The sequence below is a fragment of the Leifsonia sp. T36S-04 genome, from assembly GCF_042465655.1.
Taxonomy (GTDB): Bacteria; Actinomycetota; Actinomycetes; order Actinomycetales; family Microbacteriaceae; genus Leifsonia.
In genome coordinates this window covers 262,733-279,074 of the sequence record NZ_CP146286.1, presented here as the reverse complement: position 1 = coordinate 279,074, position 16,342 = coordinate 262,733, and the positions used below count along the sequence as shown (strand labels likewise).

Sequence of the window (16,342 nt, the reverse complement as noted above, 5' to 3'; positions counted from 1 at the left end):
TCATCACGGGGCGAACGCGCTCAGCTGCTGCACCGAGACGGTCACCGGAGCGTTGGTCGACGTTCCGGACAGGTAGCCCATCACACCGATCCCGCCCGGAGCCTGGAGCGCCGCGTACGAGTCGGTCGCCGAGACCGTCCAGTTCGCCGGCTCCGATGCACCCGACAGCCACACCTTCGACCGGATGGTCGTCGGGCTCGTGCCCGTCACCTGCATCCGGACGTTCAGCTGGGCGCCCGGGGCGAAGGTGCCGGGGATCACGACCGTGTTGCCGAGCGTGACACCCGAGGCCGAACCCTGGAAGGCGACGAGCGATACCGCCACCGTTCCGTTGCTCCGCCACCAGATCGACGTGCGGTACTCGTTGTTCGAACCGGCCGTCTTGCGTCCGATCGTGTACAGGTACGTTCCGCCGCCGGTCGCCGCCTTGTCCGCCGAGAACTGCATCCGCAGGTCGGTGTTGGTCTGCGACACGTCGTTCAGGTACGCGCCCGCCTGAGTACCGGGCGTCCCCAGGAGCATCTTGCCCGCACCCCCGGAGACCGAGAGGTTAGAGGCAGATCCCCACCGGGTCCACGGTCCGCCGACATCCGCCGTCCCGAAGCCGCCGGTCACCGTGCGCCCGAAGGCGTCGAGGGCGAAGGGCTGAGCTACCGGGGTGGACACCGTCACCGAGCCGGTGCTGGTGTTCGCGGCGCCGAGGTTGTCCGTGACCGTCAGCTTGACCGTGTAGGTGCCGGCGTTCGCGTACGGGTGGCTCGTCGTGGCACCGGTGCCGGTCTGCCCGTCACCGAAGTCCCAAGCGTACGAGGCGATCGTGCCGTCCGAGTCGGAGGAGCCGGTGCCGTTGAAGCTCGCCGTCAGGCCGTTCACCGAGCTGGTGAAGGAGGCCGTGGGCGGAGCGTTCGGCGGTGTGGTCGCGGTCACCGAGGCGGTCGACGTTCCCGTCGCCCCCTTGTTGTCCGTGACCGTCAGCGTCACCGTGTAGGTGCCGGCGGCGTACGTGTGGTTCACCGTCTTGCCGGTTCCCGTCTGCCCGTCACCGAAGTCCCACGCGTACGAGGCGATCGTGCCGTCCGAGTCCGCGGAGGCCGACGCGTCCAGGGCCACCGACAGGTTCGTCACCGTGGAGGTGAAGGACGCGGTCGGCGGGACGTTGGCCGGCGGTGCCGGCGCGACCGTCACGGAGGCGGTACTCGTCCCCGTGGCGCCCTGGTTGTCGGTCACCGTCAGCGTCACCGTGTACGTGCCGCCGCTCGTGTAGGAGTGCGTCGCGGTCTGACCCGTCCCGGTGTTCCCATCGCCCCAGTTCCAGGCGTAGGAGGCGATCGTGCCGTCCGAGTCCGCCGATGCCGAGGCGTTGGTGGAGACGTCGAGGTTCGTCACCGTGTTGGTGAACGAGGCCGTCGGCGGCACGTTCGGCGGCGCCGTGGCCGTCACCGTGGAGGTGCTGGTCCCGGTGGCGCCCTGGTTGTCCGTCACCGTCAGGGTCACGGGGTACGTGCCAGGAGCGGCATAGTGGTGGGTCGCCGTCGCGCCGGTCGCCGTTCCGCCGTCACCGAAGTTCCAGGCGTAGGAGGCGATCGTGCCGTCCGAGTCGGCGGATGCCGACCCGTCCACGCTGACGTCCTGGTTGGTCACCGTGTTGGTGAACGACGCGGTCGGCGGCGTGTTCGGCACCTGCCCGCCACCGAGGACGTAGTGCTGCTTGACCGTCGAGGCGCTCAGCACCGCGGGGTAGACCGCGGCCTCGTCGATCGTGGCGTTGATGTACGGGCTGCTCGACCCCCAGGTGTTGTCACCTCCGACCCTCCAGTAGCCGTCGTAGCCCTGCGCTGCGGTCTGCGGGTTGGTTCCCTGCTGCTGACCGTCCACGTAGAGGACCATTCCTCCGGACCCCTGCGTGGCCACCACATGATGCCACTGACCGTCGTTGTACGGATTCGTGGTCGTGATGGTGTTCGTCTGCCCTGTCCAGACTCCGAACACCAGCCTCCCGTCGTCCTGCATGTACACGTGCCGGTCGTACGAGCTCGACAGCCCCGTCTGGGACGAACCGAACCCGATCAGCTTCCCGCCGCTGTGCGTGGTCGTGTTGAACCACAGTTCGAGCGAGTAGGTGGTGGGGTTGCTCACCTGCTGGGCGCTGGAGACGAGACCGCTGGACCCGTCGAACTGCGCTGCCGAGTTGCCGGAGATCACACCGGGGACGTTCTTCGTAACGCCTCCGCTGTAGATGCCGGGCTGCAGGCCGGCGCTCGAGTCCTTGGCCGTGGAGCCGCTGGTCTCGTTGAGCCGCCAGTAGGAGCTCGGCGCATCGTTGAACACGCGGTTGCCGTAGCTGTCGGCCGGGGCCGTCGGGATCACCGAGGTGCGACCGGAGGCCACCCAGTGGGTGTCCACCTGCGTCCGGGTGAGCGGCTGCGAGTAGATCGAGACGTCGTCGATGGAGCCGGCGAAGTAGGCGTTGCCTGTCCACGGGCTGTCACCGCCGATGCGCCAGTAGCCGCTGTACGGCTGCGCCGTCGTCACGTCGGTGCGGTTGCCGACCAGGACATCGTCGATGTACAGCTGCATGCCGCCGGGGCTGAGCTGTGCCACCACCTGGTGCCACTTGCCGTCGTTGAGACCGGGTGCGCTCTGCACGGTCTGGCTCGATCCCGGGTACACCCCGAAGTACACGCGTCCGGAGCCATCCATGTAGATGTGCCGGTCGTAGTTGCTCGAGTTGCCCGTGTTCTTGTCGCCGAAGCCGACGATCTTGCCCCCGGAGGTGCTGGTGGTGTTGAACCAGGCTTCCAGGGCGAACGTGTTCGGACCCGCGATGGGCGTCGTCGTCGCGACGAGGCTGTTCGATCCGTTGAAGCTTCCCGCGGTGTTCGAGTCGCCGATGATGGCGCCCGGTGCTCCGAAGGTCACGTTCGATGCGGTCGCGTCGCTGAAGCCGGACCAGTCGTACACGTTCGGACCGGCGGACTCGCCCATCCGGTAGTACGAGCTGGCACCGTCGTTCAGCACGTCGGTGGCGTACGGGGACATCGTCCCGGAGCTGGCCACCGTGACGTTGACGCCGTCACCGAGGACCTGGTTCCCGAACGGGTCGGTCACCCTCAGGCGATATCCGTGTGTGGATCCCGGCGCCAGTCCGGTATCGACGAAGCCCATGTTCGGCCGGTTCCAGAAGGTCGAGTTGACGGTCTGCGTGTACACCGGGTGCGTGTTGTTGCCGTCGCGCAGCAGCTCGTACTTCAGGGTGACGTTGTCGCGGTCCCAGTTGGCCGGCCAGCTGATGCGGGCCGTGCCCGAGGTGAACGAAGCCACGTTCGGCTTGTAGTTCGAGCCGGAGAGCTGCGGGCCGTCCTTGTTGGGCGCGATCGCCGGGACGGCGAAGCGCACGAGGCCCTGCTGGCGGGTTCCGTTGACCGTCGTGAACTCGCCGCCGTAGAGCACGTAGTTGCCGCCTGCGGCGACGCTCCACGGCCCCTGGCTCTCACCGGTGAACGTTCCGACGTTGAAGTCCGGGAACCAGTTCAAGAGGGTCGGGGTCGGCTTGCCCGCGTAGTTGTAGTAGCCGTACGGGTCGGCGGTCGCCGTCCCGGTCGCGTCCTTGCTGAAGGCCAGGCCGCGGTGGAACGTCCACGTCGGCGACGTCTGCGGGAACCCGCCGATGTTGCCGCAGTAGTGCGGGTGTCCTGCGGCGTAGACCGCGCCCTGATAGGGCGCCGCAGAATAGGTGTCGCCGTGGCAGTCCTCGACCCAGTTCATGGTGCCGTCCGCCCAGCTGGCGCGGAACACGCCTTCCAGGTTTCCCGTGCTCCCGAAGACGTAACCGGAGCCGTAGACGCTGTCCCCGTCGGAACTCAGGCTGGTGATGGAGGCCTGCGTCCCGCCGTTCCGGATCAGGCCGTTGACCTTCCAGGGCACGCTGGCGCCGGTGGTCGTGTCGACCGCTGCGAGACCGTAGCCGGGGTTGTTGGAGCCGTTGAACGAGGTGAAGTTTCCGCCGGCGACCACTTTGGATCCGTCCGGTGACACCACCAGCGAGGTGACGGTACCGTCGTCCGCACCGGGAGCCCAGGCGTTCGTCACACCGGTCGTCGCGTTGACGGCGGCGATCTTGTTGTGCGTGGCCCCGTTGACGGTGCTGAAGACTCCGCCGATGTAGACGGTGGTCGCGTTCGCTGCGACCGCGTAGACCTGTGCGTTCGTGTCGGCCCCGAATTGGCCGATCACGGCACCTGTCGTCGGGTTGAGGGCGGCGACGCGGTACTTGTTCACGCCATTCACGGTCGTGAAGTTGCCGCCGATGTAGATGCGCGACCCGTCGGGCGACGCTGCGATCGACCGGACCACGCCGTTGAGGACCGGTGCGAAGGTGGTGCTGAGCACGCCGGTCTGGAGGTTGTACGCGAGGATGCTCGTGCGCGAGACCGTGTTCACACCGGCAGCGGCGCCGGCGGGCTGAGCGGTCGAGAAGTTGCCTCCGACGTAGACGGTGTTCCCCACGACCAGCTGGGTCCAGACCACCCCGTTGATCTGGACGGTGGGCAAGGGATCGGTGGACACCGTCTTCGGTGTCGCGGCATCAGGTGGCGCAGTATCCGCGACCGCAGCCTGGGTTCCTACAAAGAAACTCGCTGCGATCGTCGCAGCTGCGACGGTGGCGGCGAGGATGCGGGTTCGCACGGGTACTTTCCTCATCAGCTTGCCTTCATTCGGGTCGGGTTGGTCGGCAGGCAGGCGACTGCGACGAAAGTGATTATATTTCAACTTTCCCGATACGGCGGCCCCCATTCGGGTCGCAAAATGAGGAAATTTACTGCGGGCCGGGTCCGCGGAACACGACGACCGGCGTTCCAGCGCGGTAATCGAAGGTGATCGTGACGTCGTCGCGCTGGTCTACGGGGACGGTGAACAGGTACACACCCGACACCGCCTGCCCGGCCGCGACCGACGTCGGCAGGGGTGAACCGCCGGGTCCGCTGACGGCGAGGCCCGGGTTCTGCGCGCTCCCGTAATAAAGCTGTACGACCGCGGTCTTGAGGTCGACATCCTGATCGGTGGTGTTGGTGACGTTCACGGTGAACCGGATGGCCGGGCCTCCCACCTCGCCGACACCACTCGCCTTGCCCTCGACCGCCTCCACGTTGGTCAGGTGCACCTCGACCCCGGGGACGGGCGTCGCCGTCGCGGTGAGACCGGCGGGCGGAGCGGAGGGCGCCGGCGTCTGGCCGGTCTCGCCCGGCTGCGGAGTCGGAGTCAGCGGGGGCGGCGTCGTCGCCACCCCGGTCGGCGCGGCGGACGGTCCGAGCCCCTTCCCGCCCGCCGTCATGGCGAACAGGACGACCACGATCACGGCGACCACCAGCACGACGGCGCCCGCGATCCACCACACCCGGCGGTTGCGGTTCGGCGGAACGCTCTCGGCGTTGTTGCTGGTCATGGCGCGCTCCTCGCGAGTCGGTGCAATGTCAGCCGATGGTACTATGTGGGACCTTGTGCGACGTCCACGCGTCGCAGCGACCGCCCCTCGAACTGGGAAGCCGGCCACACGATGACGACCGAAGCCCTGCGCAGCTCGCGGCGCGTCGGGTCCGTGGCGCCGGACTGGCTCGCCGCGACGATCATCGGCGTGCTGGCGGGGGCGCTCAGCTTCTGGGGCTCCTGGAGCATCTCCCTGTGGACGGATGAGGCCGCCACGATCTCGGCGATCCGCCGTACCCCCCAGCAGCTGGTCGAGCTGCTCGGGCACATCGACGCCGTCCACGGCGCGTACTACCTGTTCCTGCAGCAGTGGGCGGATGTCTTCGGCTACAGCTCCGCGTCCCTCCGGCTGCCGAGCGCCTTCGCCGTCGCGGTCGCGGCGGCGGGCGTCTACGTCCTCACCCGGATGTTCGCCGACCAGCGTGTCGCACTCGTGGCCGCCGGGATCTTCGCCGTGCTCCCCCGAACCACGTGGATGGGCACAGAGGCCCGGTCGTTCGCCTTCACCGCCGCGCTCGCGGTGTGGCTGACCATCGTGCTCGTCGCGGTCCTCCGCCGCCGCCGGTGGTGGCTGTGGGTCGTCTATGCGCTGCTCGCGGCGCTGTCGATCGCGATCAACATCTTCGTGGCTCTGTTGTTGGCCGCCCACCTGGTCACCGTCCTGGCGACCCGCCGGATCGGCTGGGGAACCCGCGTCGCGTGGGCGGGTGCGTCCGTCGTGGGCGTCCTGCTCGCGTCGCCGGTCGTCCTGGTGGCGACCCGCCAGAAGGGCCAGCTCGGTGACATCGAGTTCGGCGTGGTCGCATGGCTGCGCGGGTTCGTCGTGAACCAGTGGTTCCTCGGCAGCACCCCCACCCCGGTCTACGCCACGACGTCCGGTCCGTCGGTGTGGTCCGTCGCCGCCGTCCTGCTCGCGGTCGTGTGCTGGGCTCTGGCTGTCTGGGCCGTCGCCGCGGGAACGCGAGCCGCACTCCGGCGCAGGCAGGACGGGGAAGCTGCTCTGGCCGGCGACGACCCGGACATCCTCAGCGTCGTGCTGCCGTGGATCGTGATTCCCCCGGTGCTCGCGGGGCTGTACTCGGCGCTGGTGAGCCCGCTGTACAACCCGCGCTACTTCACCTTCGCGACGCCGGCCATCGCGATCCTCGTCGGCCTGGGGCTGTGCGCGCTGCCGCGCCTGTGGCTCCGGGTGACGGCCGCAGTGGCCATCCTCGTTCTGGCGGCGCCCGTGTATGTCTCCCAGCGCCAGCCGGATGCGAAGAGCGGCACCGACTGGAACGCGGCGTCGGCGTACATCGCCGGGCATGCGCACGTGGGGGACGGCGTCTACTTCTCGCCGCTGCACGAGCCCACCGGCAGGATCGTCGGGCCCACCACCCGGACGATGGCGATCGCTTACCCGTCCGCCTTCACAGGCCTCGTCGACGCGACAGCCGAACGCTCCCCCGCTCAGGACGCCTCTCTGACGGGGACCTCTGCCCTCCTGAGCGACTCCGGCGAGCGCCTGGCGTCTGTCGACCGACTGTGGGTCGTGCGCCGCGACGACTACCCGGCCGAGCTCGCCCGCGCGGACGCCGCGTTCCTCCAGAGGGAGGGGTTCGTGCGCGAGACGACCTGGCACGGGACGATCGACACGGTCGAGGAGTACGTGCGCCGCTGATGGACCGGCGATCGGCCGGCGACCTCCCCCTTCGGGGGGCGCGGGGCGGCGGTGCGGCGAGGTAGAGTGGCCTTCCGACCCGACCTGAGGATTTCTCATCCTCGCCCGACAGAGAACGGGGAGACCCGGACATGGAACCGTCGTGACGCGCATCTCGCGCGCAGTCCGGCGTCTCGCGCACGATCCCGCCGGCACCCTCCAGCGCGCCCGTCTCGAACTCCGCCTCCGCGGCCTCGAGCGCAGCAACCGGCGCACGACGTCTCCCGTGACCGGCGACGGCGCCTGCGTGGTCAACCTCACCAGTCACGGCCACCGGATCGCGACGGTGCACCTCGCGATCGAATCGATCGCCGCCGGCTCCGTGCGCCCGGCCCGGCTGATCCTCTGGCTCGACGACGAGCAGGCCCTCCGCACCCTCCCGGAGCCACTCGTCAGGCTCCGCGCGCGCGGCCTCGAGATCCTGCCCACCCCCGACTACGGCCCCCATAAAAAGCAGTACTCGTACGCCTCCACTCAGCCGGCGACCTTTCCCCTCGTCACCGCAGACGACGACGTCCTGTACCCGCGCACCTGGCTCGCCGATCTGCTCCACGGTGCCGCGGAGACACCCGGTGTCGTCCTGGGTCCGCGCACCCACACCGTCGTCCTGACCGGAGACGGCATCGCGCCGTACGCCCAGTGGCGACCCGGGGTCGGGACCGCGCCGAGCTACCGGACGCTGGTCACCGGCGTCTCGGGCGTCCTCTATCCGCCCGAGTTCCTCGCCGCCCTCCGCGACGAAGGCGAACGTTTCCGCACCGTGGCGCCCCGCGCGGACGACATCTGGGTGCACTCCGTCGCCGTGCGCCACGGCTTCCGGAGCAGGCAGCTCGGCGAGCGCCAGGCCGAGTACCCCGAGATCCCCGGAACGGGACGCAACACGCTCTACCGGGAGAACGTCGTGCTCGGTGGCAACGACACGTGGATCGCCGCGTCGTACGGTACCGCCGAGGTGGCGCGGATGCGTCGCGACGACCCCTCCGACCGGGACGTCCTGGCGACCGTCACCGAGGAGCCGGCACAGGACGGCCGCGCATGACCGACAAGCGCACCGCCCGCCCGGCGCCACCGGCCGCTCCGAAGAACCGCAACGCCTCGCTGTCGCACCGCATGACGGTCGCCTTCATCGGGAACGCCTTCCCTCCCCTGGTGGCGCTGATCACCGGCCCGATCCTCGCGCGGTCCCTCGGCGTCGACGGCCGCGGCGACGTGGCAGCGGCGACGGCCCCCCTCGCGCTGATCATCACCGTCGCGACGTTCGGCATCCCGGAGGCGGTCACCTGGACCGTCGCGCGGTCGCCGCACCTCGCACGGAACGCGGCCGGTCGCGGCTTCCTGCTTCTCGGCGGCGGGGGCGTGCTCGCCTTCGGCGCCGTCCTCCTCGCGTCGCCCTGGCTGAGCGGCGGGGACCCGTACGTCTCCTTCCTCATCGACATCGCCGCGCTCGCGATCGTCCCCAGCCTGCTGGTCGGCGTGATGCGGGGCATCGCGTCGGCGATGCACCGCTGGCATCTCGTGGCCATCGAGCGCATCCTCACCTCGGCCCTCCGGCTGGCCGTCCTCGTCCCGTTCTGGCTCACCGGGACGCTGACACCGCTCGTCGCCACGCTGACCATCGCCGGCATGCCGATCGCCGGCGCCTTCGTGTACCTCGGACTGCTGCGCAAGCTCGACCCGCGCTCCCCGGTCGTTCCCCGGGAAGCCGCCCTGGGCGGCCTCCTCAATTACGGGATGCGCCTCTGGGTGGGTTCGCTGTCCGGCATCCTGCTCTCCCGAATCGACCAGGTGCTGATGACGCCGCTCGCCGGCACCTATCAGCTCGGTCTCTACGTCGTCGCGGTCAACGTCAGCGAGCTGCCTTTGATCATCAACCAGGCGGTGCGCGACGTCTCCTTCGTCTCGGACGCGAAGGAGTCGGTGGATGAGCGCCTGGCCGGGTCCGCGCGCATCTCCACCGCCCTCTGCGCCATCGCCGGCATCGTGCTGGGAGTCACGATGCTGTGGTGGCTGCCGTTCCTGTTCGGCCACGGGTTCGAGGACTCGATCCCGATCGCGGCCGTTCTGCTCGTCGCCGTCGTGCTCGGCACCCCCGGGTCGATCGCCGGCTCCGGGCTCAGCGCGCGCGGCCGCCCGGGACTCCGCAGCATCTCGCTGACGATCGCGTGCGTGGTCAACATCGTCCTCATCGTGCTGCTCACCCCCGCGATGGGAGCAATGGGGGCCGCGCTGGCCACCCTGGCGGGCAACCTCATCTCGAGCAACCTCAACCTGGTGTTCCTCCGCGTGTTCTTCGGTGTGCGCTCGCTCCAGTTCTACGGCCTCAAGCGCGAGGACCTCGCGACCCTCCGGCGATTCGCGATCCGGATGCTGCGCCTCGACCGCAGGGAGCGCTCGGCATGACGTCGACGACCGTCCGCTCCGTCGGCGCGCACGAGCCGGGCGCCGATACCTCGCGCGCCTACCGGCAGATCTCGGCCGTGCTGGCGGTGGGAACGCTCGTCGTGCTCGGCGCGCAGATCCACGTGCAGTACACAATCACGGCCGGATCCATCCTCGCGCTGGTGCTCGCTCCGTTGTGGATCTCGGCCCTCCCGCTCTACCGCAGTGCCCGGCTCTTCGTCGGCGCGGGACTCGTCGTCCTCCTTTCCGGGCTCTGGCTGTCGGAGTTGACCAAGGCCGATCATGTCGTCGCGACCCAGTACGTCATCAGCGACGCCGCCATCCTGGTCGGCCTCATCCTCACCGCGTGCGTCGTGATGTGGGCCCGGACCGTGGTGCCGCTCTGGACCGTCGGGCTCAGCTACGGCCTCGGCCTCGCGGCCGGCCTCTTCCTCAACGGCGGCCCCTCGGACGTCAATGTCTGGAAGTTCGGCTATGCCCTGCCGGTGATCGTGCTCGTCCTCTCGGCCGTCGCCGCACTGCGCCGGCGGCGAGCGGTCGAGATCGTCGTGCTGCTCCTCCTCGCCGTGTTCTCGGCGCTCAACGATTCGCGTTCCCTGTTCGCCGAGCTCGGCCTGACGGCGACCCTGGTGATCTGGCAGCTCATCCCGCGCGGCCGGACGCTGAAGGTCGGCATCGCCCGGACCCTCGTCGCATTCGCCGCCGCGATGCTGGCGGCGTACAACGTGGGAACCAGCCTCCTCATCGACGGTTATCTGGGGGCGGAGGCGCAGACCAGGACCGTGCAGCAGATCGACGAATCGGGCTCCGTCATCCTCGGCGGCCGGCCGGAGATCGCCGGTTCGACGGCGCTGCTGGAGGCTCGGCCGTGGGGGTACGGGCTGGGAGTGAAACCCTCCCTCGCCGATATCGCGACGGCGAAAGCCGGAATGCAATCGATCAATTACGAGCCGAACAACGGCTACGTCGAGAAGTACATGTTCGGGACGACGTTCGAGTTGCACTCCGTCACGGCCGACCTCTGGGCGGCGTACGGCATCCCGGGCCTCGCCTTCGCCGGACTGCTCCTGTTCTTCCTGGTGCGGTGGCTGGCCATCGCGCTGGCCCAGCGGGAGGCGCCCGCGCTGACGATCTTCCTATCGATCCTGTCGATGTGGAATCTCTTCTTCAGCCCGCTCTACACGTCCGCCGTCACGCTGGCCTTCGCCATCGGGATAACGATGCTCCGCCGAGGGGCCGGCGGGGCTCATTCACCGCTCCCCGAAAGGGGGGGATACCGGACGTTGTCTTGAAAATAGATTTGTGGTAGTGGGAGCGGGCGCTTATAGTCGGAGGAATTGTTACCGGACGGTGATGATTACCAACCCCCGTAAAGCACTACGAATACCGTCGAGAACCCGGGCGAAGTCTGTCCACCCCCAACCAGCCAGTCTCCTCGACTGCACTCGCCGTGGCGTTCTCGATGCGTGCTCTTACCCAGAGGAGCCTCCCTTTTGGCATTGCATCGCGCCACCACGAAGAAACCAACCCTCACCCGCCGCGCCGGTCTCGTCGCGGCAACCGTCGCCGCAGCTCTCGCGGCGACCACCGTCGCCTCCGTCGGGGCAGCGAACGCCGCCGACGCGACCACCGTCGTCCACGACACCTTCGACCGCTCCGTAGCCTCCGGCTGGGGCAGTGCGCAGATCGGCGGCGCGTACTCCGTGTCCGCCGCTCCGGGCTCGACCGTCAAGATCGACGCGGGCACCGGAGAGATCTCGGGCCTGAAGCCGGGTGGCTCCTTCACCGCTGAGCTCCCGTCGACCTCGGCCTCCGACGTCGACCTGACCGGCTCGCTCACGCTGCCCAACCCGATCCCCCGCAAGATGGGCCTGTACCACGCGTGGGAGCTGCGCAAGCAGAAGGACGGCTCGGCCTATCGCGGCCGCGTCGAGGTCAACGACCGCGGCCAGGTGGTTCTGAGCATCTCGCGTCTGAACCGCAACGCCGAGACGAACCTCAGCCGCACCGTGCTGCCCTTCACCGCAGCAGCGGGTGCCACGCTGAACGCCGAGTTCACGGCGACCGGCAGCACCACGGTGTCCATCTCCGGGCGCATCTGGGTCGCGGGAGCGACCAAGCCCGGATGGCAGAAGACCGTCACCGACTCCTCCTCCTCGCGCATCTCCGGTGCGGGCAGCATCGGAGTCTGGGAGTACCTGGCGCGCGGGACCGAAGGTGCGGCGACCACCCGCATCGACAACCTCACGGTGACCAAGGCGGAGGCGACCGTTCCGACGGCCCCAGCGTCCCCCACGCCGCCGCAGACGCCGACCCAGACGCCGACGCCGACCCCCACCCAGACGCCGACCCAGGCGCCGGCACCGCCGACGGCACCGGCCCCTCCGACGGCGCCGACTCCTCCGACCGCGCCGTCCACTGACGACCCCAACCGCGGGTCCGCGCCCGTCGGCTCGGCCGCCTACGCCGTCCCGGCCGGCAGCCTGTTCGTCGACGGCGCCAACGGCTCCGACTCCGCAGCCGCCACCCAGTCGGCACCGCTGCGCACACTCGCGGCCGCCGTGTCGCGTGCCAAGGACGGCCAGACCGTCGTGCTCCGCGGCGGAACCTACAACGAGTCCGTCCAGGTGCCGAAGTCGATCACCATCCAGGCGTACCCGCACGAAGCGGTCTGGCTGGACGGGACCGTTCCGGTCACCGCCTGGAGCGGCTCCGGCAGCACCTGGGTGAGCTCGGGCTGGAAGGCATCGTTCGACAACTCGATGGACGGCGTCGCGGACAACCCGCGCTTCGTGTCCAGCGCGCAGCCGCTCGCCGCCCGCCCCGACCAGGTCTTCTACGACGGCAAGCAGCTCAAGCAGGTCCAGAAGGGCCAGGTCGTCTCCGGAACCTTCGCGGTCGACCCGTCGAACGGCCAGCTCATCCTGGGTGACAACCCGGCCGGGCACGCGGTCCGCGCGAGCAACGTGAAGCAGGCCGTCTACGCGACCGCTCCGGGCGTCACGCTCCAGGGCTTCGGAGTGCGCGGCTACGCCACGCCGTACGAGGACAAGGGCGCGGTGCGTCTCGGCAACAAGAACGAGACCGCACGCGACCTCACGATCGTCGACAACGCGATGATAGGCCTGAACATCGAGAACGACGCGGCGAAGGTCGAGCACGTGACCGTTCAGCGCAGCGGCCTGCTGGGCATCGGCGTCAACCAGTCGTACGGCCTGTCCATCAAGGACTCGATCGTCACCGACAACGACACTCAGCTCTTCAAGCCCGAGCCGGTGTCCGGCGGCATCAAGGTGACCCGTTCGCGCGGCGTCTCGATCGTCAACAACGACACCAGCCGCAACCAGACGCACGGCATCTGGTGCGACGAGTCCTGCTACCAGGTCACGATCGCGAACAACACGGCGAACGACAACGGCGTGACCAGCATCGAGGTCGAGCTCTCCGACACCGGCGTCATCGCCGGCAACGAGGCCAGGAACCAGACGATCGGCATCCTGGTGTACAACTCCGGCAACTTCAAGGTGTTCAACAACGACCTGGGCAACAACTCGCTGTTCAGCCTGAAGCTGGCCCAGGACGAGCGGCGCCAGGCGACCGCCTCGTTCGCCGGTCACGACCCGCGACGCCCGATCCCGGACCCGACCATGCCGTGGCTGGTGCGCAACATCACCGTGTCGAACAACGCGTTCGGCAACGGCGGCCTGTACCAGTTCTACGCACTGGATGGCGTGACCGGCATCCCGGTCGACAACATGAACGTCACCATCACCGGAAACCTGTTCAACAACAAGGTTGCCGGAAGCGACCCGACGCTCGTCGGCTGGGGCATGGGCGACAAGGTCACCCTGCAGAAGTTCCAGACGCCGGCCGCCCTGGCCGCCGCCAAGAACAGCTCGTGGTCGAACGCGATGACCCCGTCCAGCCTGCCGCTCGCGGCAATGGGCCCGGCCATCGGCGCGGCCGCCTCGGTCGCCGTCCCGTTGCCCGCGGATGTCGCCGCGGCTGTCGGACAGCCGGCGGGAGTGCGCCACATCGGCACCTTCTGATCCGTGACGCGTTAGTCGGACACCTTCCCAGCCTCAGGCACAATGGGAAGGTGTCCGACTCGTTTCGCGTCCTCGTCGTGTGCACCGGCAACATCTGCCGGTCGCCCGCGGCGGAGTCCCTGCTGCGGGAGCGACTCGGTAATCGCGCAGACGTGATCGTCGAGTCGGCGGGGACGCGCGCGATGTCCGGTCGCGGAGTGGCGGCGCCGATGCTGGAGCTGCTCGCCCAGCGCGGGATCGACGCCTCCGGGCACATCGCACGCCAGCTCAGCCGGCCGATGCTCGAGCAGGCGGATCTGGTGCTGACGGCGACGCGACGTCACCGCGCCGACGCCGCGGCACTGTATCCGGCGGGAGTGAAGCGCATGCTGACCCTCGCGCAGTTCGGGGCACTCGCCCGCTCGATCGAGACTCCCGGAGCCGCCACTGCCGTGCCGGCGCTCCGGGAACTGGCGGATCGCGCGGCGCGCGGCGGCTCTCCCGGAGGCGCGGGCGACGGGGACATCGTCGATCCTTACGGCCGGAGCATGTCGGTCTACCGGACATCCCTCCGGCAACTCGCCGCCGCGATCGAACCGGTCGGCGCGTGGATCACGGCGCCTCGTCAGGTATAGTGACAAATCCTCACAAGGTCTGACACAATGAAGTGAGTATTACTCACTGACCTTGGGGGAAGCCCGTGACCCGACGCATCGGCTACGCAGCAGGAGCGTTCGACCTGTTCCACATCGGACACCTGAACATCCTGAAACACGCCAAGAGCCAGTGCGACTACCTCATCGCCGGTGTGGTGTCCGACGAGATGCTCGAGCTCACCAAGGGCATCAGCCCCGTCATCCCCCTCGCGGAGCGCCTCGAGATCGTGAGCAGCATCGGCTACGTCGACGAAGCGGTCGCGGAAACCGTCCCCGACAAGCTCGACATGTGGCGTGAACTGCGGTTCGACGTGTTCTTCAAGGGCGACGACTGGCGCGGTACCGAGAAGGGCCTGCGCCTGGAACGCGAGTTCGCGGAGGTCGGCGTGGAGGTCGTGTACTTCCCGTACACGATGACGACCTCGTCGACGCAGCTGCGGCAGGCGCTCGCGGTGCTAGCCGGCTGACTCCTACCCCGCTGGGAAACTCCGCTGAGGCGCAGAAGCGGGTGAAGATCCGGATCGCTCAAGTGAAGGCCCGGCTCACGACCCTGGAGCGTCGCGCAACCGAAGAGTGAATAGAGGAGGAGGGGTGCAGTTGCCTGCACCCCTCCTCCTTTGTTGCAACACTAGTCGCGTTCGGTCGCCCGGTTGGGAACCCAGGCAGCGCCAACAAAGACCACGAACACGACACCAGCCGAACCCAAGGCCACCCAGAGTGCGCCGGGTTCCTTCGCTACTGTCACTGCCAACAGGAGTGAACCCACGTACAGCAGGGCGGCACCAACGAAGTACAGGACCGCCACTATGCCACGCGGCCTCGTGTCAACGGACCGATACGCAATCCGCTCGATGAGTACGACTGCGATAACCGCAGCAGAACCCACGGCGCCGGCAAGGTACGACGGCAACACGGCAAAAGCGACGATGCTCGCTCCTGCCAGCGTTGCCTCAAAGATGTAGTACCTGAGGCGGATCGAGCTGTTGACCTGGGCGCGCTCTTTGTCCACGGCTAGTTCCTTCTGCCTAGAGGTCCTTGCAGGTGGCGTATGTTCCGAGGAGCGTCGAGGACGCCCCAAGGACCCAGCCCAAGGTTGCCGTCGGCGGGTAGAACGCGAGGGTTGCAGTGCCCACGAGGGACACCAGGCACCAACCTTTGCCCGTCACCTTGACCGTTGCTCCGCCGTTGTACTTGAGAGCCACCGACTTCACCATCTTGCCGTTGATGTACTTCTGCAGGTAGCTCCCCTTGCAGTTGGTGAGGCTTTCACCGGGCTTCATGAAGTAGCTGCTGCCATTGGGGTTCACGCAGTTGTACGAGTAGGACCCGGTCGACGGGTCGGCAACAACCGGGAACGCCGTTGCCTCGGTGAAGTTCACTACCTGCGTGAGGACGTTGCCATGCACCTCGTAGTGGGTGGGGACGGGCTTGCCGTTGGCGTCCTTCGCCCATGCGTCGCCGAACACGCGCAGCGGGGCACCGTCCATTGCGACCACGGCGACGGTCCCGTTCTCATCCCGTGTGAGCGAAGCCCCCTCGGGAACGTCGATGGGGTAGTCGTACCGCTTGGGACCATTCGAGTTCTCGATCACCGTGTTGATCTGCACGGTACCGTCGGACAGGATCATCGGCACGGTGGTGGAGCCGTTGTTGTTATCGAACGCCACCACACCCGGGACAGGCGAATCCGCAGCGTCGGAAGCCTGCTGTGCGAACGGCAGGCTGATCTGAACCGAACCACCGAGGGTTAGGCCATCCGCAGGATCAATAGGTACGGCGACAATTCCACCCGGCACCGATGCCTCCGCTGCGGCCTCGTCGTCGCTAGTCACGGGCGCGAGACCGGAGAGTGACTGTGGCACAACGTTCTGAATTGCCGCGACAGCATCCGCAGCGTTGACCTCGTCGGCGTCGGCATACGCGAAACCGGCCAGGCCGATCGCGACCGCGCAGCCTGTCAAGATCGCAGCCGACTTCATTGCAAAGGACTTCCTCACGGAATCCCCCTTCGTTCATTATTGAACGTCGGAACGGCGTGGGCCTCACCCGCCAGAGCGGAAGGATCGGTGATCCTC

General features: G+C 68.2%; 11 protein-coding genes. 7 read left to right on the top strand and 4 right to left on the bottom strand.

What is annotated here, in order from left to right:
* Positions 1-3 precede the first annotated feature (3 nt).
* Entirely contained in the window at positions 4-4,686 is a 4,683-nt protein-coding gene (locus tag P3F85_RS01330; RefSeq protein ID WP_374009470.1) for a PKD domain-containing protein, read from the bottom strand.
* A gap of 130 nt (positions 4,687-4,816) precedes the next feature.
* A complete protein-coding gene (locus P3F85_RS01325) occupies positions 4,817-5,443 on the bottom strand; it encodes a hypothetical protein (protein WP_374009469.1) in 627 nt (208 codons plus the stop codon).
* 111 nt (positions 5,444-5,554) lie between these two features.
* Between P3F85_RS01325 and P3F85_RS01320 the strand changes: the two genes are divergently transcribed.
* The 7 genes from P3F85_RS01320 (at position 5,555) to P3F85_RS01290 (ending at position 14,734) form a co-directional block, all read left to right on the top strand.
* On the top strand, positions 5,555-7,144 hold the full coding sequence (locus P3F85_RS01320; protein ID WP_374009468.1) for a glycosyltransferase family 39 protein: 1,590 nt from the start codon (positions 5,555-5,557) through the stop codon (positions 7,142-7,144).
* 142 nt (positions 7,145-7,286) lie between these two features.
* Positions 7,287-8,222 carry a hypothetical protein gene (locus P3F85_RS01315; protein WP_374009467.1) on the top strand — a complete coding sequence of 312 codons (936 nt, stop codon included), beginning with the start codon at positions 7,287-7,289 and terminating at the stop codon, positions 8,220-8,222.
* Positions 8,219-9,583 carry an oligosaccharide flippase family protein gene (locus P3F85_RS01310; protein ID WP_374009466.1) on the top strand — a complete coding sequence of 455 codons (1,365 nt, stop codon included), beginning with the start codon at positions 8,219-8,221 and terminating at the stop codon, positions 9,581-9,583. Before P3F85_RS01315 ends, P3F85_RS01310 begins: the two co-directional genes overlap by 4 nt.
* Positions 9,580-10,875: a hypothetical protein gene (locus P3F85_RS01305; protein ID WP_374009465.1), complete on the top strand. Its 1,296-nt coding sequence runs from the start codon at positions 9,580-9,582 to the stop codon at positions 10,873-10,875. Before P3F85_RS01310 ends, P3F85_RS01305 begins: the two co-directional genes overlap by 4 nt.
* A gap of 201 nt (positions 10,876-11,076) precedes the next feature.
* Positions 11,077-13,632 (top strand): right-handed parallel beta-helix repeat-containing protein, encoded by a 2,556-nt coding sequence (locus P3F85_RS01300; RefSeq protein ID WP_374009464.1) that lies wholly within the window; start codon positions 11,077-11,079, stop codon positions 13,630-13,632.
* 50 nt (positions 13,633-13,682) lie between these two features.
* Positions 13,683-14,246 (top strand): low molecular weight phosphatase family protein, encoded by a 564-nt coding sequence (locus P3F85_RS01295; protein ID WP_374009463.1) that lies wholly within the window; start codon positions 13,683-13,685, stop codon positions 14,244-14,246.
* A gap of 65 nt (positions 14,247-14,311) precedes the next feature.
* A complete protein-coding gene (locus tag P3F85_RS01290) occupies positions 14,312-14,734 on the top strand; it encodes an adenylyltransferase/cytidyltransferase family protein (RefSeq protein WP_374009462.1) in 423 nt (140 codons plus the stop codon).
* A gap of 161 nt (positions 14,735-14,895) precedes the next feature.
* On the opposite strand, the gene P3F85_RS01285 is transcribed toward P3F85_RS01290, so the two are convergent.
* Together P3F85_RS01285 and P3F85_RS01280 are read right to left on the bottom strand one after the other, a co-directional pair.
* Positions 14,896-15,276, bottom strand: coding sequence for a hypothetical protein (locus P3F85_RS01285; protein WP_374009461.1), 381 nt, complete (start codon positions 15,274-15,276; stop codon positions 14,896-14,898).
* A gap of 16 nt (positions 15,277-15,292) precedes the next feature.
* A complete protein-coding gene (locus tag P3F85_RS01280) occupies positions 15,293-16,264 on the bottom strand; it encodes a hypothetical protein (protein WP_374009460.1) in 972 nt (323 codons plus the stop codon).
* Positions 16,265-16,342 lie beyond the last annotated feature (78 nt).